This window comes from Klebsiella terrigena (assembly GCF_012029655.1).
GTDB classification, from domain to species: domain Bacteria; phylum Pseudomonadota; class Gammaproteobacteria; order Enterobacterales; family Enterobacteriaceae; genus Klebsiella; species Klebsiella terrigena.
The window spans coordinates 4,259,503-4,277,460 of the sequence record NZ_CP050508.1 but is presented as its reverse complement, the minus strand read 5'-3'; the positions used below and the strand labels follow the sequence as shown (position 1 = coordinate 4,277,460).

Below are 17,958 nucleotides of genomic sequence, written 5' to 3'. Positions count from 1 at the left end.
CTTTGAATCAGTAATCTGGTTGGCAGTTGGTCGGGTCAATAAAAGGTTCACTATCATGATCTGTACCTCCCAAATAAACTTAGGAGAAAAGCAAACATGAGTTCTGCCAAGAAGATCGGGCTATTTGCCTGTACCGGCGTAGTTGCCGGTAATATGATGGGGAGCGGTATTGCATTATTACCTGCGAACCTCGCCAGTATTGGTTCAATTGCAATCTGGGGGTGGGTGATTTCTATTATTGGCGCAATGTCTCTGGCTTATGTTTATGCCCGACTGGCGACCAAGAATCCGCAGCAGGGTGGCCCAATTGCGTACGCTGGCGAAATATCTCCGGCGTTCGGTTTCCAGACTGGCGTCCTTTATTATCATGCCAACTGGATTGGTAACCTGGCTATCGGGATTACCGCCGTATCCTACCTGTCGACATTCTTCCCTATATTAAATAACCCGGTTCAAGCCGGTATTGCCTGTATTGCAATCGTCTGGATATTTACCTTCGTTAATATGCTCGGGGGGACCTGGGTAAGCCGCCTGACCACCATTGGTCTGGTGCTGGTATTAATTCCGGTGGTCATGACGGCGGTTGTCGGCTGGCACTGGTTTGACGCTGCCACCTATCAGGCAAACTGGAACACCTCCAGCACCACCGACAGCCACGCGGTCGTGAAAAGTATCCTGCTGTGCCTGTGGGCCTTCGTCGGCGTAGAATCCGCCGCCGTCAGTACCGGGATGGTGAAAAACCCGAAACGTACCGTGCCGCTGGCTACCATGCTGGGTACCGCGCTGGCAGGTATCGTCTATATCGCCGCGACTCAGGTTATTGCCGGGATGTACCCTGCTGCGCAGATGGCCGCATCGGGCGCACCGTTCGCCATTAGTGCTTCAACTATCCTCGGCGGCTGGGCGGCTCCGATGGTTTCCGCCTTCACCGCCTTTGCCTGCCTGACCTCTCTCGGTTCCTGGATGATGCTGGTTGGCCAGGCCGGCGTACGTGCCGCCAACGACGGTAACTTCCCGAAAATCTACGGCGAGCTTGATAGCAACGGTAACCCGAAAAAAGGCCTGCTGCTGGCAGCGGTGAAAATGACCGTGCTGATGGTGCTGATTACCCTGATGAACTCCAGCGGCGGTAAAGCCTCTGACCTGTTCGGTGAGCTGACCGGTATCGCCGTACTGCTGACCATGCTGCCTTACTTCTACTCCTGCGTTGACCTGATTCGCTTCGAAGGCATCAACATTCGTAACCTGGTCAGCCTGATTTGTTCGGTGCTGGGCTGCGGCTTCTGCTTCATCGCCCTGATGGGGGCAAGCTCCTTCGAACTGGCCGGGACCTTTATCGTCAGTCTGATAATCCTGATGTTCTACGGCCGCAAAATGCACCAACGCCAGCACGCCAATGACTCTGCGGACAACTCTACCGCCGGCGCACATTAATCAGTAACCCCTTTTCCTGGAGCTCCTTCCTGCACCTGTCACCACGTGGCGGGAGGGGCTTTCTCTATCTGGAGATTTGACTATGAACGTTATCGCAATCATGAATCACATGGGCGTCTACTTTAAAGAAGAGCCTATCCGTGAACTGCATCGTGCCCTTGAACGCCTGGACTTCCGTATTGTCTATCCGAACGACCGCGAAGATTTACTGAAACTTATCGAAAATAACTCCCGCCTGTGCGGCGTTATCTTTGACTGGGATAAATACAATCTTGAGCTGTGCGAAGAGATCAGCAAGCTGAACGAATATATGCCGCTGTACGCTTTCGCCAACACCTACTCCACGCTGGACGTCAGTCTCAACGATCTGCGGATGCAGGTTCGCTTCTTCGAATATGCGCTGGGCGCGGCTGACGACATCGCCGATAAAATCAAACAGAACACCGATGAGTATATCGATACGATTCTGCCGCCGCTGACCAAGGCGCTGTTCAAATACGTGCGTGAAGGCAAATACACCTTCTGTACCCCAGGCCACATGGGCGGTACCGCCTTCCAGAAAAGCCCGGTAGGCAGCATCTTCTACGATTTCTTTGGCCCGAACACCATGAAGTCGGATATCTCGATTTCGGTTTCTGAGCTGGGCTCCCTGCTGGATCACAGCGGCCCGCACAAAGAAGCGGAAGAGTATATCGCCCGCGTCTTTAACGCTGAACGCAGCTACATGGTGACCAACGGCACCTCTACCGCCAACAAAATCGTCGGTATGTACTCGGCCCCGGCCGGCAGCACCGTGCTGATTGACCGTAACTGCCACAAATCGCTGACCCATCTGATGATGATGAGCGACATTACGCCAATCTACTTCCGCCCGACCCGTAACGCCTACGGTATCCTCGGCGGCATCCCGCAGAGCGAATTCCAGCACGCGACCATCGCGAAGCGCGTTAAAGAGACCCCGAACGCGACCTGGCCGGTGCACGCGGTTATCACCAACTCCACCTACGATGGCCTGCTGTACAACACCGATTTCATCAAGAAAACCCTCGATGTTAAATCCATCCACTTTGACTCAGCGTGGGTGCCTTACACCAACTTCTCGCCAATCTATGCCGGTAAATGCGGGATGAGCGGCGGCCGCGTGGAAGGGAAAATCATTTACGAAACCCAGTCCACCCACAAGCTGCTGGCGGCGTTCTCCCAGGCTTCAATGATCCACGTGAAAGGTGACATCAACGAAGAAACCTTTAACGAAGCCTACATGATGCACACCACCACCTCTCCGCACTACGGGATCGTGGCCTCCACCGAAACCGCCGCGGCGATGATGAAAGGCAACGCCGGTAAGCGTCTGATCGACGGCTCTATTGAACGTTCAATCAAGTTCCGTAAAGAGATCAAGCGTCTGAAAGGCGAGTCCGAAGGCTGGTTCTTCGACGTATGGCAGCCGGAGCATATCGACGGTGCAGAATGCTGGCCGCTGCGCTCCGACAGCGCATGGCACGGTTTCAAAAACATCGATAACGAGCACATGTACCTCGACCCGATTAAGGTCACTCTGCTGACTCCGGGGATGAAAAAAGACGGCACCATGGATGAGTTCGGTATTCCGGCCAGCATCGTGGCGAAATACCTCGACGAACACGGCATCGTGGTCGAGAAAACCGGTCCGTACAACCTGCTGTTCCTGTTCAGCATTGGTATCGACAAAACCAAGGCCCTGAGCCTGCTGCGCGCGCTAACCGACTTCAAACGCGCGTTCGACCTCAACCTGCGTGTGAAAAACATGCTGCCGTCTCTGTACCGCGAAGATCCTGAATTCTATGAAAACATGCGCGTTCAGGAGCTGGCACAGAACATTCACAAACTGGTCGAGCATCACAACCTGCCGGACCTGATGTTCCGCGCGTTCGAAGTGCTGCCAAAAATGATGGTGACACCGTACGCTGCGTTCCAGAAAGAGCTGCACGGTCAGACCGAAGAGGTCTATCTCGAAGAGATGGTTGGTCGCGTCAATGCCAACATGATCCTGCCGTATCCTCCGGGAGTTCCGCTGGTCATGCCGGGTGAGATGATCACCGAAGAGAGCCGTCCGGTGCTGGAGTTCCTGCAGATGCTGTGCGAAATCGGCGCCCACTACCCGGGCTTCGAAACCGATATCCACGGCGCATATCGTCAGGCGGATGGTCGCTACACCGTTAAGGTGCTGAAAGACGAAAACACCAAGTAACTGAAGCACCAAAGGGAAGTGGCCTGCCACTTCCCTTTTTCACGCTGCAAGGAGACCTCATGAAAACACCCTCACAGCCGCGCGCGATCTATTACATCGTAGCGATTCAAATCTGGGAATACTTCAGCTTTTACGGCATGCGTGCCCTACTTATCCTCTACCTCACCCATCAGCTTGGCTTTGATGACAGCCACGCGATCAGCCTGTTTAGCGCCTACGCCTCTCTGGTTTACGTTACCCCTATTCTCGGCGGCTGGCTTGCCGACCGCCTGCTCGGCAACCGCACGGCGGTCATTGCCGGCGCGCTGCTGATGACGCTCGGCCACGTGGTGCTCGGCGTCGAATCCGATGCAACCTGGAGCCTGTACCTCGCGCTGGCGATCATCATCTGCGGCTACGGTCTGTTCAAATCCAACATCAGCTGCCTGCTCGGCGAGCTCTACGCCGTTGACGACCCTCGTCGCGACGGCGGTTTTTCGCTGCTCTACGCGGCGGGGAACGTCGGCTCAATCGCCGCGCCGATTGCCTGCGGGCTGACCGCCCAGTGGTACGGCTGGCACATCGGCTTTGCGCTGGCGGGGATCGGCATGTTTATCGGCCTGCTGATTTTCTTAAGCGGCAGCCGCTACTTCCGCCACACCCGCGGCGTCGACAAGCAGGCGCTGCGGGCGGTGAAGTTTGTGCTGCCGACCTGGGGCTGGCTGGTGGTGATGCTGTGCGTAGCGCCGGTGTTCTTTACGCTGCTGCTGCAAAATAACTGGTCCGGCTATCTGCTGGCGATCGTCTGCGTGTTTGCCGCCCAGATGGTCGCGCGGATCATGATAGCCTCCCCGCAGCACCGCCGGGCGCTGTGGCAAATCGTTCTGCTGATGCTGACCGGGACGCTGTTCTGGGTTCTGGCGCAGCAGGGCGGCAGCTCGATTAGCCTGTTTATCGACCACTTCGTTAATCGTCGCCTGCTGAATATTGAAGTGCCGACGGCGCTGTTCCAGTCGGTCAACGCGGTGGCGGTGATGGCGGCGGGGGTGGCGCTGGCGTGGCTGATGCGCCCGGAAGGCGCCACCCGCTCCGCGCTGCGGGTATGGCTGAAATTCGCCTTTGGCCTGGTGCTGATGGGCTGCGGATTTATGCTGCTGGCGCTTAACGCCCGCCACGCAACCATCGACGGCCAGGCCTCAATGGGGCTGATGGTCGGCGGCCTGGCGCTGATGGGGTTTGCCGAGCTGTTTATCGACCCGGTGGCGATGGCGCAGATCACCCGCCTCAATATGCCCGGCGTGACCGGGGTGCTGACCGGTATTTACATGCTCGCTACCGGCGCGGTCGCCAACTGGCTGGCGGGGATGGTGGCGCAGCAGACCACCGAATCGCAAATCAGCGAAACGGCCATTGCCGCTTATCAGCACTTTTTCTCCCAGATGGGCGCATGGACGCTCGGCTGCGTGGCGGCGATCGTGCTGCTGGCGTTTGCCGCAACCTGCAGCCTTAGCAAACGTCGCGCCGCCGGCGAAATTCCCGGCGGCGGCGCGTAAGGCCTGAGGCTATCTCAGGTGCGGGAGCGGCATACGCTCCTTGCACCGTTCAATAATCAGGAGGAGGATATTCTGGCTGGCGCGGAAGCCTAAGATAAAAAATCGTTAGTGAAGCGATGGCTGAGTGAGATCAGCCGGAAGTGAAGCCAGGTTCGTTAAGATTGTTCTCCGGCGATAGCGCCCGAGACGGGCCGCGCTGGATGGTGACCTGGTTCAATTATCGAAGCAAGTTTGAAAGCAGGGTTATGAGGAACCAACATGTCTGAACAACAAGCACAAAGTGCCGATGAGGCAATTGACCTTAATAATGAACTGAAAAGCCGTCGTGAAAAGCTGGCTGCGCTGCGCGAGCAGGGTATCCCGTTCCCGAACGATTTTCGCCGTGACCATACCTCTGACCAGCTGCACGCTGAATTTGACGGCAAGGACAACGAAGCGCTCACCTCCTTGAACGTTGAAGTCTCCGTGGCTGGCCGCATGATGACCCGTCGTATCATGGGTAAAGCCTCCTTCGTGACCTTGCAGGACGTTGGCGGCCGTATCCAGCTGTACGTGGCGCGTGACGATCTGCCGGAAGGCGTCTACAACGAGCAGTTTAAAAAGTGGGACCTCGGCGACATCATCGCCGCCCGCGGTAAGCTGTTCAAAACCCAAACCGGCGAGCTGTCGATCCACTGCAGCGAGCTGCGTCTGCTGACCAAAGCCCTGCGCCCGCTGCCGGATAAGTTCCACGGCCTGCAGGATCAGGAGGCGCGCTATCGCCAGCGCTATCTGGATCTGATTTCCAATGACGCCTCGCGCCACACCTTTAAAGTACGCTCGCAGATCCTCGCGACGATGCGTCAGTTCATGGTGGCTCGCGGCTTTATGGAAGTCGAAACCCCGATGATGCAGGTGATCCCGGGCGGCGCGTCAGCCCGTCCGTTTATCACCCACCACAACGCGCTGGACATGGACATGTACCTGCGCATTGCGCCGGAACTGTACCTTAAACGCCTGGTCGTTGGCGGCTTCGAGCGCGTCTTTGAGATCAACCGTAACTTCCGTAATGAAGGCATCTCCGTGCGCCATAACCCCGAGTTCACCATGATGGAACTCTATATGGCGTACGCGGATTACAAAGATCTGATCGAACTCACCGAGTCGCTGTTCCGCACCCTGGCGCAGACCGTGCTGGGTAAAACCGAAGTGCCTTACGGCGACCAGGTTTTCGACTTCGGCAAGCCGTTTGAAAAGCTGACCATGCGCGAGGCTATCAAGAAATATCGTCCGCAAACTGAGATGGCGGATCTCGATAGCTTCGACGCGGCGAAAGCGATTGCCGAATCTATCGGCATCAACGTTGAGAAGAGCTGGGGCCTGGGCCGCATCGTCACCGAAATCTTTGACGAAGTGGCGGAAGCGCACCTGATTCAGCCGACCTTCATCACCGAGTACCCGGCAGAAGTGTCGCCTCTGGCGCGGCGTAACGACGCCAATCCGGAGATCACCGACCGCTTTGAGTTCTTTATCGGCGGACGTGAAATCGGCAACGGCTTCAGCGAGCTCAACGACGCCGAAGACCAGGCGCAGCGCTTCCTCGACCAGGTGAACGCCAAGGCCGCCGGCGACGACGAAGCGATGTTCTACGACGAAGACTACGTGACCGCGCTGGAGTATGGCCTGCCGCCGACCGCCGGTCTGGGCATTGGTATCGACCGAATGGTGATGCTGTTTACCAACAGCCACACCATCCGCGACGTGATCCTGTTCCCGGCGATGCGTCCGCAGAAATAAGCGACTGTAAAAAGCAAAGCCCCGAGGCGCGTCGGCGTCCCGGGGCTTTTTTATGTCCGCCTGCCGTCAGGCGCGGCCGACGCTGCCCCAGACCATTCGGCCCCGGTGGAAGGTTGCGGCGCGCGGCGAAATACGCGCCACCGCTTCGGCGGAGCAGGAGGCGTCAACCAGCACGAAGCTGGCGTCGTCCTGGACTTTGGGCCACACGCGCTCGCCCTTATCGTTCAGCGGCAGCACGTCGCCGGTGGCAATCGCCAGCGAACGGGAGAGCGTCTGCTCACTCGGGCGAATGTAGAGCTGGGCGTAGAGGTTGGCCTTCTCCAGCATGTCGCCGAGGCCGTACGGCGACCAGTGATCGATAACGCTGTCGGTACCGGTCATCACAAACACGCCTTTCTCACGCAGCTGGCTTAGCGGCATATGCAGGGTACCGATCGGCACGGTTGAGGCGATGGTTATCTGCGTGGCCGCCATGCGCTCGGCAAGCGCCGCGACCTGCCGTTCGTTGAGGGTTGCCAGGGCAAAGGCGTGGCTGATGGTCAGCTTGCCCTTCAGATGCGGGGTTTTCTCCACGGTTTCTACCATGTAGTTTATCGCCGCCACGCCCGCGGGGCTGGTTTCGTGCAGATGAATATCGACCCCTTTGTCATAGTCCAGCGCTATCTGGAACATCATATCGAGCGACTTCTCCATTGCGCCGTCGACGTTGGTCGGATCCAGGCCGCCGACATAGTGCGCCCCGGCCTGCATCGCTTCGCGTACCAGCGACTCGGAGTGCGACAGCAGCAGGCCGTGCTGCGGAAAGGCGACGATTTCACATTCGAATCCCGGACTGCGCCGTGCCAGCACCGCCTGCAGGTTTTCGAGGTTTTTGAGCCCCGAGGTCGGTTCGATATTGCAGTGGCTGCGGGCCACGGTGGAGCCTTTGGACTGGATAAGATCGATCAGCTTCTCTGCGTGCTGCTGGGTATAGGGCTGCAGCTCCGGCAGGAGCTTCTGCTCAAGCTTAATCATATCCTGAATCGTGGTGCCCGCCGGGCGGTTCAGGGAGCGCCACGGGCCGCCGTAAAAGGTTTTATCGAGGTGAATATGCATGTCGCGCATCGCCGGGAGCATCAGCATGCCCGCCGCGTCGTAGCGGGGGAGGGTGGCATCGGGATGGCTTTTATTGCTCCGCAGGGCCGCTATTTTCCCGTCGCGAATCTCCAGGGTCTGCAGCTCGGTGCGGGTATGGACTACCGCCCCGTTCTCATACTCGAAGCCGCTCTCCAGCAGCACGTTGTCGAGGTAGTAGTGTTTATCGCCGAGGCTCGTGGTCCCCTGGGGATCGCTGCAGGCGGCCGGGCTGCTGCCGTCCGCGTAGGCCGAGGGGGCCGCTGCGCCGAGCAGAGCCGCGGCGGCGGCTATTTTTCCACTGCGGGTGAGAAACGCCCGGCGGCTATTGTCGTTATTCATCTTTCTTCCTTAAGCTATGCGCCGTTAGTTATGCACAATATGGGTGCCCGTTTCCCCGCGCAGCGCGGCGGGCAGGCGTTCGGGGGTGGTAATAATGACCCGGCTGCCGCCGTGGGCCAGGAAGGCCAGGCTGGCGACGATTTTCGGCAGCATGCTGCCCGCCGGAAAGTGGCCCTCCTGCAGATAGCGGGTCATCTCGCTGACCGTCACCGTTCCCAGCGCCTGCTGGTTGGCTTTGCCAAAATGAATGCACACCTTTTCGACGCCGGTGGTAATAACCAGCACGTCGGCGTGAATTTCCCGCGCCAGCAGCGCGGTGGAGAGGTCTTTATCGATGACCGCATCCACGCTCTGATAATCGCCGCCTTCGCCGCGCACGACCGGAATACCGCCGCCGCCGGCGCCGATGACCAGGAAGCCCTGGCGGGCGAGGGTTTTAATCGCCTCGGCCTCGACGATGCGCTTTGGCTCCGGCGAGGCCACCACCCGGCGATAGCCGCGCCCGGCATCTTCGACGAAGCGCCAGTCGGGATGCGCCAGCTGCAGTTCGTCGCGCTGGGATGCGCTAAAAAATGCGCCAATCGGCTTGGTGGGATGGGCAAAACCGGGATCGTTTTTGTCCACCTCAACCTGGGTGACGATGGTGACCGCCTTCTGCTCGCCGCGATGGGCCAGACGATTATTGAGCGCCTGCTGGATCAGATAGCCGATGCCGCCCTGGGTATCGGCAACGCAGTTGGCCAGCGGAGTGAGCGGCAGGCCTTCGCGCTCGTGGGCGATTTCGGCGCGACGGAGATCCAGCCCAACCTGCGGCCCGTTGCCGTGGGTGAGCACGATGTTATAGTCCGATGCCAGCATCTCCAGTACCGTATCCGCCACGGCTCTCACGGCTTCGGCCTGATGCTCAACCGACTGGCTGGCGTTATCTTTGATGATGCTGTTGCCGCCAATGGCAACGACCACGAGTTCTTTCATTGTCCGGGTTCCGCTACAGAGGGTAAGAGTTTTGGTTGTTCGCCGTTGCCCGGGAGCGGCGCCCCCGGGGAACCCCTGGCTACGCGAGGTAACGCTCGCTCCAGCGCAAAATGGCCTTTTCAAAACAGGCGAACGGCGGGTGGACAATGCCGGCGCCGATCATGCCGATCCCGGCATCCTTATGGGCGATGGCGGTATTGATCACCGGCAGAATGCCGCTGCTGCCGACGCGGGTAATATCGATGGCGGTCGGGACGCCCATAAAGCCGAGCAGCGGAATGGTGACGTTGGGGTTTTCGCCGAGGGTGATTTCGCGCATCTGGCGCGAAAAGTCGATAGCCTCCTCAACCGTGCCGCCCACCAGCGCGACGATAGCCGGCGCCGTCGCCATCGCAAAGCCGCCGATGCCGTAGGTTTCGGTAATCGCGCTATCGCCGATATCCAGCCCGGAGTCTTCCGGTTTATAGCCGGCAAACATCGGACCGATAACCTGCTGGGCCGGGCCGGTAAACCACTCTCCCGGTAGGCCGCTGACCCGCAGACCGAACTCGACGCCGTTGCGCGCCATGGTGGTGACCACGGTGCTGTACTCAATGCCGTGGGCCGCGTCCATCGCCGCTTTGCACATCGCCATCCACGTCGGGCCGGAGAAGTAGTCGCTGCTGGCGACAAACTCGAAGACTTCGCGCTGCTGCTCAACGGAGTAGCCGGCCTGAATAATGCCCGGCGTCAGCGCCTGAATCAGCAGGGTGGTGCCCGCATTGTTGCGGTTGTGGCACTCGTCGCCCATATGCAGGGCCTGGGCCAGCATCAGGCGCAGGTCGATTTCGCCGACGATCTTCATCGCCTCCCGCAGCATTGGCCCCTGCACGTCGCGCATCCAGTTAAGGCGATCGATAACGCTCTGGTCGTTGGCCCCCATGCGCAGGATCTTCGCCATCTGCTCGCTCATGTTGGTAAACGCGACGTTGCCGTAGGTTTTATTCTCGACAATATGCATGAACATTGAGGCCGAGGTGACCCCCGCCATTGAGCCGACGCAGTCGTGCTCGTGGCACGGTGAGAAGATGATCTCCCCGGAGGCCGCCAGCTCTGCGGCCTCATTCAAATCCTGCGCCAGGCCTTCGAACACCAGCGCCCCGGTCACCGCGCCCTTCATCGCGCCGCACATCTGCTCCCATTTGACCGGCGGCCCGGCGTGGAGGATGGTTTTGGCGGTCATGCCGGGAACCACGTTAATGGCCTGATCGAAGCCGGTCAGCACCGGGTGCGACTGAATAATGCGCTCCAGCGCCTGCCGGTTGGCGGCGGCGATTTTGTCGGCCAGCGCGGAGTCGGCGATGGCGTCCAGCGCCTGCACGACCTGCATATTGCCCTGGCCCGGTGGCGTCCAGTCGAGCTGGGTAACGGCGACGTGCTGCTTTTTCAGATCCTCGCTGAACAGGGCGATCCCAACGTTAATCACGTTCAGCGGCTGGTTGAATAGTGGCTGGCTCATCAGGCTTTCTCTCCTTTGCAGATAAATTCACGCGCCAGCAGGCCGGTATGGCTGCTGCTGCTGGCCAGAATGACGCCCGCATCGCTAAGCCGGCGGCGCTGTTGTTCCAGGGAAGGGGTATCGAGATCGGTGCCGAGCACGTAGCCGAGGATCGCCAGCGGGCGCCCGTCGGCGGCGGCAATGGCCTGCGCCTGCTTGATCGCCTCCAGCATCGCGCCGGCGGGATCTTCGTGGGAGCCGAAGCCCAGCACGAAATCCATAACGATAACGGCGACCTGCGGATCGCGCGCCTCCTGCAATAGCCGCTGGATGCGGCTGGTCGGGTCGATCATCGGGTGCGGCCTGCCGTTGGTGAAGTCGTCATCGCCGAAGTCGAGGAAGGTATGCCCGACGCTGCGGTTGATATCCGTCAGGCGCAGGGCCGGGTCGGGCTGAATATTGCTGTAGACCTCGGCCTCGTGTTCCAGCAGCGCAAACATCGTCTCATCGCACAGGGTGCCGCCGCAGAACAGTCCACGAATATACTTCTGCTGCGGGGTCAGGCGCGCGCGAACGTCGGCAATCAGCGCCCGATCCGCCGCCAGGCGATCGCTGCCCGCCGGCGTAATGCCGCAGAGCGCGACCGCTTTCAGCGCCGCGTCGTAGGTGCCGCGGGCAAACTGCAGGCCGCTCTCATCCGCAGGCGCTTCGGCGCGACCGAGGAAGCAGGCCACCACCGGCTTGCGGCAGGCGCGGGCGCGTTCAATGACCCTGCGCGCCACCGCCGGAGCCGGGGGTTTTGAGATCAGGACGATGATCTCGGTCTGCGGATCGTCTTCCAGCATCCCGATGGCGTCCAGCATCATCAGGCCGCCGATTTTTTCGCTCAGATCGCGCCCGCCGGTGCCGATAAGCTGCGACACGCCGCCGCCGAAATCGTGGATCCTAACGCTCAGCTCCTGGCTGCCGGTGCCGGAGGCGCCGACAATCCCGATATTGCCGCGGCGCACCGCGTTGCCAAAGCACAGGGCGGTGCCGTTAATGATGGCGGTGCCGCAGTCCGGCCCCATCATCAGCAGGCCTTTTTCATGGGCCAGCTGCTTCAGCGCCAGCTCCTCTTCCGGCGTGACGTTATCGGAAAACAGCATGACGTTAAGATCGTTTTGCAGCGCCTGGCGGGCCTCCCGGGCGGCGAACAGGCCGTTGACCGAAATCACCGCCAGATTGCTCTCGGGGAGATGCTTTTTGGCGCTGGCAAGCGTCGCGTAGCGGGCTTCATGCTGGCCGCTCTGCGCCTTGTTGTGGAACAGCTCTTCGATGGCCGCCAGGGTTTGTTCGTTGTCCGCGCCGTCGCGACCGTTAATGACGATCATCAGATCGCCGTTTTTCGCCCCGGCCAGCTCCGGCGTCAGCAGCCCGAGATTTTTCAGCACCCCTTTGTTCATCTCCGTGGCCATCGCCACAAACGCCTGCTCGACGCCGTCGAGCTGATTGGCCCGGGTCGAAATCGACATCAGCGAAACGGAATCAAAATAGGTATTCGGCTTAACGATTATTTTGACAGACATAATTTCCTCCATACGTTTGGCTCAGGGCGCAGGCGTCCGCCATGCCGTACAGCATGTCGCAGCCGGAACTTGAGCCAATATTTTTAATATCGGCAATAGCCTCGATAGAAAAGGACGCTGGTTCATTCAGTAAATAATGAATAAATCGCGCAATACTTTCACGGTAACGCTGGTTTAATGCGGCCTCTAAGGTTATGGCGCTGAGCGGGGTGGTATTATTCCCGGCACGCTGCAGGGCCAATAAAAAATCATTCCGGTATTTTTCGCCCGGATGTCCGGGGAGCAATAAAATAACGCTGAGGCCAACCAGATAATCATCCGCCGACGGCGTCAGGCCAATACCCAGCCCCAGCATAGAGGACACCGCCGGCGTAATTTCATCTCCCTGCTGCAGGGCCGCTAATAAAGCGCGGCGGCGTTGCTGTAATTGCCGGCTAATTTCCTGATGAAAAGGATTATTGCCGCGATAGAGAAATAAGGTTTCATCGTCGTGCAGCTGCTGGCGGAGCGTTTGGCTCCAGCGCCGCCACGGAATATGCCGCAGGCGCTCGTCGCTCAGCGTGGGTTTGGTCATTTGCCAGCGCCGGCATTGCGAGGTCTCTATCCATCCGCTCTCGCCAAACGCGATGCCTGAATCAAGAAAGCGAACCGGCTGGCCGGGCCGGAACAGGTTGTCAAAGTGTGTGAGTGCCAACCTACAGCTGTTGGGCGCGTTGTCGTAATCTGCGCAAAGCAGCGTCAGCATCCGCTGCGGACCCGGAACAAACAGGTTTACCGCCCGGGAAAAGCGCTGTTCAACCCGCCCGCTGCCGCGCTGCGCGAGAAACCTTTCGTCCGCAGTTAGCGCTTGCACACACCGCCGTTTGGAGGTGTCAATAGCGGTTCTCCTCGGCTAGGCGCCCGCAGCAGTCAGCAGGCGGGCTATTGCGCTAAAGTCCTTTTCCCGCGCCAGCTCCAGCGGAGTCCTGCCGTATTTATCGGTCATATGCGGGCTGGCGCCGTGCTCCAGCAGCAGCGCAACGATCGCCTGCTGCGTGCTGCCGCCGTCGTTGAGCACGATGGCTTCCAGCAGCGGCGTCCAGCCGACAAAGTTGGTGTGATTAACGTTAATCCCGGTCTGCGTCAGCAGCTCTTTGACGATCGCCAGATGGCCTTTTTCACAGGCTGGCGTCAGGCCGACGCCGCCAAAACGCGTTAAGCAGTTGAGGTCCGGAGCGGCGGGAAGAATTAAGCGCAGCAGCGTTAAATCATTATTCAGGCAGCTTATCAGGAAGGGGTTTAAACAGGTCTGGTCCTGTTTATTAATATCGATCCCCGCAGCAATAAGCTGCGCCACGCAGTCATAGTGCTGATGTAAGCTGGCGAGGACGATGGCGGTCTGGCCGTGGCGGTTAGCGCTGTTAATATTAACGCCCTTGAGCAGGCACTGTTTTAACTGTGCGAGGTTTCCTTGCTCCGCCGCTAACAGGTATTCAGTGATGAGATTTTCCCTGGACATAAACCGGCTCCGGATAATTTGCGCTGACGATTTTGGTTGATGGGCTGAGGATAGCAATGAAAAAATGATAAAAGAACCCGCTTAAAATTTATTCGCCGGAAAGCGGCTGATTGTTGAATATTATTTAATAATAGATGCAGGCTGTGCGGTGGTGCACCCTTTGCTGGTTTCCTCGTATTCCCCTTAATGCAATCGGGTTTTATTTATATATAGTTTCCGAAGGTAATAACGACGCCTGGAAACAATTATTCGGAGGAGGACCAGATGAACGGACTCACGGCTACGGGGATTACTGTCGGAATTAGCGCTGGCGTCTGGCAGCTTATCTCCTCACACGTTGGGCTTGAGCACGGCTGGGAATTATTGGGCACGATTGGCTTTGTGGCCTTCTGCAGTTTTTATGCCGCAGGCGGGGGTAAGGCGGGGTTCGTCAGGAGCCTCTTTGTTAACTACTCCGGGGCGGTATGGGCGTTTCTTGCGGCGCTGGCCTCGGGCTGGCTCGCCGCGCTGAGCGGCATATCGGGCTTCTGGGCCAGCGTCATCGTCACGGTGCCGTTCTCGGCGGCGATCGTCTGGCAGGGGCGGTTTTCTCTGACCTCGTTTATCCCCGGCGGCTTCCTCGGCATGACGCTGTTCTTCGCCTCCGGGCTCAACTGGCCGGTGACGCTGCTGGGCTTTTTTGCCGGCAACTGCGTCGGCCTCATTTCCGAATATAGCGGCCGTCGGCTGAGCGAAGCGACGTCGAAGCCCGAAGCCTGAAGCGCCGCTGCGGCCTGAGAGAACCCGCGTTCTTTCAGGCCGATTGTGAGCGTGGTGTTAAAAGTTATTCAAAAATGGTTGCCCAATCATCCAGCAGGCAAATACATTCAGCATGAGGATCTAACGGATGGCCGGTTGACGAGAGCAGGAGCGGGCAAATGAACTCAATTTTTACCGAAGAGAATCTGCAGGCGTTCACCACGGCGGCGCGCTTTGGCAGTTTTAGCAAGGCGGCGGATGAGCTGGGGCTCACAACCTCCGCCATCAGCTACACCATTAAGCGCATGGAGACCGGGCTGGACGTGGTGCTGTTTACCCGCAATACCCGCAGCATTGAGCTCACCGAATCCGGCTACTACCTTTTCCGCAAAGCCACCGACCTGCTGAACGATTTCCACGCCATCAAGCGCAGCATCGATACTATCGCCCAGGGCATCGAGGCGCGGGTGCGCATCTGCATCAATCAGCTGCTCTATACCCCGCGGCACACCGCGCGCCTGCTGCAGGTGCTTAAAAAACAGTTCCCCACCTGTCAGATAACCGTCACCACCCAGGTCTACAACGGCGTCTGGGACGCCATTATTAATAACCAGGCCAATATTGCCATCGGCGCGCCGGATACGCTGCTCGACGGCGGCGGTATTGATTACACCGAAATCGGCGCCATTCGCTGGGTGTTCGCTATTGCGCCGGATCACCCGCTGGCGTTTATGCCGGAACCGATCTCCGAAAGCCAGCTGCGCCTCTATCCGAATATCATGGTGGAAGACACCGCGAATACGATTAATAAAAAAGTCGGCTGGCTGCTGCACGGCCAGGAGGCGATCCTGGTGCCGGATTTTAATACCAAGTGCCAGTGCCAGATCCTCGGAGAGGGAATTGGCTTTCTGCCGGATTATATGGTCAATGAAGCGATGGACGAGCGGCTGCTGGTGACGCGTCAGATCCACAACCCGCGCCAGGACTCGGGAATGCTGCTCGCCACCCAGCACGCGGCGACCGGGCAGGTGACCCAGTGGATTAAAAAGGAGTTTCGTCCGGGCGGCGTGTTGACCGCTATTTATCAGGATTTGCTCCATCGCGGGAAATAATGGCAGCAGGCCCGGCCGCTTTATGTGATATAACAGCGCGTATAAAAACATAAGGTGTTAATTAAATGCAAAAATTTAAGTTAATTGTTGGTAGCCTGATCTGCGCTGGTTGTTTATTAACGCCGGTAGTATCGATGGCAAGTTATAAAATAAATACCCAGCCGATTCATTTCGATAAAGGCACCAGCGGTACCACTATTCATAATGCGGTGAGCGGAGCCGATGTAAAAGACTATACGCTGGTGGCTAAGGCAGGCCAGACGATGCGCGTCAATATGAAACGCGGCGCCCACCATCCCTATTTCAACGTCATTAACCCCGCCAATGAAACGGTTTTTAATGGCGCCATGCGCGACGGCGATTTTGAGCAGCGCCTGGCGACCAGCGGCAAATATACCGTTCGCGTATACCAGATGGGCGGCGCGCGCGATGAGGGAAAAACCAGCCCCTATGAGCTGACGTTTAAAATTATCCACTAGCCGGCCCCAGCCCCAGCCCCAGCCCCAGCACCAGCACCAGCACCAGCCCCAGCACCAGCCTCAACACCAACCGCCTGTGGGCGGTTATTTCATCGCCACCCGGCTGGCCTTCGCGCGGCTGTGCCGCGTATCCACGACGATCTGCACCTCAACGCCGCGATCCACGGCGGCAGCCAGCGCGGGCAGTATCCGCAGCCTGAAAAGCGTAGGCGATCGTGCGGATCGAGGCGTGGGCCTGATGAATGGTTTGCAGTACCAGCCGGCGGCGACGCTCTCCCGCGTTTGTCTATGATAAAGCTTGTCCATTCATGAATGATTCCCCAATCAAATCATCTCCTGCTGAATGCCAGTCCCGCGCCCTCGGCTCGTGAGCAAACTGCTGGTTGCCTCTCATTTTTCGCTCGTTTATGCAGCAATGTTAGATATCTGTCAAAGTTCTGTTACTACGTAGTTTTAAAATTTTCATTTCAGTTATTTAATTATAAAAGTTTCAAATAAGTTGTTAATGAAACAAAGCGACTGAAATCGAGTACTCAGAACCGGAGATGATTAATGAACTACTGTTTTAATAATTCATTATAAATCAACCGATTTTAGCGGTTTGTGGCAAAAGGTAAGCCGACGGCGCTGGCGGAGACGCGTTCTCTGGCCGAAGGACAGGCAGGTGTTTGACCCGTTTTTAATGAAATGAATCTTTCATTTATCTCAATGAACTGGCGTATCAACGACGCTCAAGGATCAACTGTGAATATCAAGAAAACGATTGTTGCCTCTTTGTTAGCCTGTATGTTGCCTGCGGTTGTTATGGCAAAAGATATCTCCGTCGGCGTTTCGATGGCGCTTTTTGATGATAACTTTCTGACCATCCTGCGTAATGCCATGCAAAAAGAGATGCAAAAAGATGGCGTTAAGTCGCAGGTTGAAGACGCCAAGGGCGACGTGGCGCAGCAGCTGCAGCAGGTACAGAACTTCATCGGTCAGGGCGTTGATGCCATCATCGTTGCCCCGGTCGACACCAACGCGGTGAAACCGATTATCGATCAGGCGACCAAAGCCGGTATCCCGCTGGTGTTCGTTAACCGTCGCCCGCAGCTGCCGCTGACGGACAAAATGGCCTACGTCGGTTCGGATTCGGTCCTCGCCGGGCGCCTGCAGATGGAAGCGCTGGCGAAGGCGATGAACGGTAAAGGAAACGTGGCGATCCTGCTGGGCGACCTGGCTAATGAATCGACCCGCGATCGGACGAAGGGCGTGGAAGAGGTGGTGGCGAAATACCCGAATATTAAAATCGTGCAGAAGCAGACCGCCAAATTTATGCGTAACGACGCGGTCGACGTGGTGAGCAACTGGATGACCAGCGGAGAAGATATCCAGGCCATTGCCTCAAACAACGATGAAATGGCCATCGGCGCGCTGCAGGCGCTGGGCAGCAACCCGAACCACATTCTGATCGCCGGCGTTGACGGCACCCCCGACGCGCTGCAGATGCTCAAAAACGGCAAGATGATCGCCACGATTTTCCAGGACGCGAAGGGGCAGGGCGAGGGCGCGGTCAACGCCGCCATCAAGCTGGCTAACGGTGAGAAAGTCGAAAAGGTCATCGACGTTCCCTACCAGCTGATCACCAAAGAAAACATGTCTGATTTCGTCAGCCGCAACCAAAAATAACGATCCCAGGCCCAGC

15 protein-coding genes are annotated in these 17,958 nt (G+C 58.1%); 9 read left to right on the top strand and 6 right to left on the bottom strand.

Annotated features, from left to right (window positions below; all coding sequences use genetic code 11):
• The first annotated feature begins 96 nt into the window (after positions 1-96).
• From cadB to lysS, 4 genes are all read left to right on the top strand, one after another.
• Positions 97-1,434: a cadaverine/lysine antiporter gene (cadB, locus tag HCK03_RS20100; RefSeq protein WP_167692091.1), complete on the top strand. Its 1,338-nt coding sequence runs from the start codon at positions 97-99 to the stop codon at positions 1,432-1,434.
• Between the two features lie 82 nt (positions 1,435-1,516).
• The gene (cadA, locus tag HCK03_RS20095; RefSeq protein ID WP_041144422.1) at positions 1,517-3,664 is read left to right on the top strand and encodes a lysine decarboxylase CadA; all 2,148 of its coding nucleotides are present in this window, start codon (positions 1,517-1,519) and stop codon (positions 3,662-3,664) included.
• A 59-nt stretch (positions 3,665-3,723) separates the two neighbouring features.
• Positions 3,724-5,196, top strand: coding sequence for a dipeptide permease DtpD (dtpD, locus tag HCK03_RS20090; RefSeq protein WP_115193410.1), 1,473 nt, complete (start codon positions 3,724-3,726; stop codon positions 5,194-5,196).
• Between the two features lie 258 nt (positions 5,197-5,454).
• Positions 5,455-6,972 (top strand): lysine--tRNA ligase, encoded by a 1,518-nt coding sequence (gene lysS, locus HCK03_RS20085; RefSeq protein WP_041144424.1) that lies wholly within the window; start codon positions 5,455-5,457, stop codon positions 6,970-6,972.
• Positions 6,973-7,038: 66 nt separating this feature from the next.
• Here the strand turns inward: lysS and HCK03_RS20080 are convergent, their stop codons facing one another.
• The 6 genes from HCK03_RS20080 to HCK03_RS20055 all read right to left on the bottom strand — a co-directional run bounded on the left by HCK03_RS20080 (position 7,039) and on the right by HCK03_RS20055 (position 13,945).
• Positions 7,039-8,427: an amidohydrolase family protein gene (locus tag HCK03_RS20080; protein ID WP_167692090.1), complete on the bottom strand. Its 1,389-nt coding sequence runs from the start codon at positions 8,425-8,427 to the stop codon at positions 7,039-7,041.
• A gap of 24 nt (positions 8,428-8,451) precedes the next feature.
• On the bottom strand, positions 8,452-9,402 hold the full coding sequence (locus tag HCK03_RS20075) for a carbamate kinase family protein (protein WP_167692089.1): 951 nt from the start codon (positions 9,400-9,402) through the stop codon (positions 8,452-8,454).
• A gap of 79 nt (positions 9,403-9,481) precedes the next feature.
• A complete protein-coding gene (locus HCK03_RS20070) occupies positions 9,482-10,900 on the bottom strand; it encodes a YlbE family protein (RefSeq protein WP_148250831.1) in 1,419 nt (472 codons plus the stop codon).
• Entirely contained in the window at positions 10,900-12,447 is a 1,548-nt protein-coding gene (fdrA, locus tag HCK03_RS20065; protein WP_135185094.1) for an acyl-CoA synthetase FdrA, read from the bottom strand. The genes HCK03_RS20070 and fdrA overlap by 1 nt, the downstream gene beginning before the upstream one ends.
• Complete coding sequence (locus HCK03_RS20060; protein ID WP_167692088.1) at positions 12,425-13,300, bottom strand: oxamate carbamoyltransferase subunit AllH family protein; 876 nt, start codon at positions 13,298-13,300, stop codon at positions 12,425-12,427. The genes fdrA and HCK03_RS20060 overlap by 23 nt, the downstream gene beginning before the upstream one ends.
• A gap of 39 nt (positions 13,301-13,339) precedes the next feature.
• Positions 13,340-13,945, bottom strand: coding sequence for an ankyrin repeat domain-containing protein (locus HCK03_RS20055; RefSeq protein WP_167692087.1), 606 nt, complete (start codon positions 13,943-13,945; stop codon positions 13,340-13,342).
• Positions 13,946-14,209: 264 nt separating this feature from the next.
• Between HCK03_RS20055 and HCK03_RS20050 the strand changes: the two genes are divergently transcribed.
• The 5 genes from HCK03_RS20050 (at position 14,210) to HCK03_RS20030 (ending at position 17,942) form a co-directional block, all read left to right on the top strand.
• Positions 14,210-14,704 (top strand): DUF1097 domain-containing protein, encoded by a 495-nt coding sequence (locus HCK03_RS20050; protein ID WP_041144431.1) that lies wholly within the window; start codon positions 14,210-14,212, stop codon positions 14,702-14,704.
• A 158-nt stretch (positions 14,705-14,862) separates the two neighbouring features.
• Positions 14,863-15,795 (top strand): LysR substrate-binding domain-containing protein, encoded by a 933-nt coding sequence (locus HCK03_RS20045; protein WP_041144432.1) that lies wholly within the window; start codon positions 14,863-14,865, stop codon positions 15,793-15,795.
• 134 nt (positions 15,796-15,929) lie between these two features.
• The gene (locus tag HCK03_RS20040) at positions 15,930-16,274 is read left to right on the top strand and encodes a DNA breaking-rejoining protein (protein WP_228283751.1); all 345 of its coding nucleotides are present in this window, start codon (positions 15,930-15,932) and stop codon (positions 16,272-16,274) included.
• A 76-nt stretch (positions 16,275-16,350) separates the two neighbouring features.
• Complete coding sequence (locus HCK03_RS20035; RefSeq protein ID WP_167692086.1) at positions 16,351-16,566, top strand: hypothetical protein; 216 nt, start codon at positions 16,351-16,353, stop codon at positions 16,564-16,566.
• Positions 16,567-17,018: 452 nt separating this feature from the next.
• The gene (locus HCK03_RS20030) at positions 17,019-17,942 is read left to right on the top strand and encodes a sugar ABC transporter substrate-binding protein (protein WP_041147543.1); all 924 of its coding nucleotides are present in this window, start codon (positions 17,019-17,021) and stop codon (positions 17,940-17,942) included.
• The last annotated feature ends 16 nt before the right edge of the window (positions 17,943-17,958 follow it).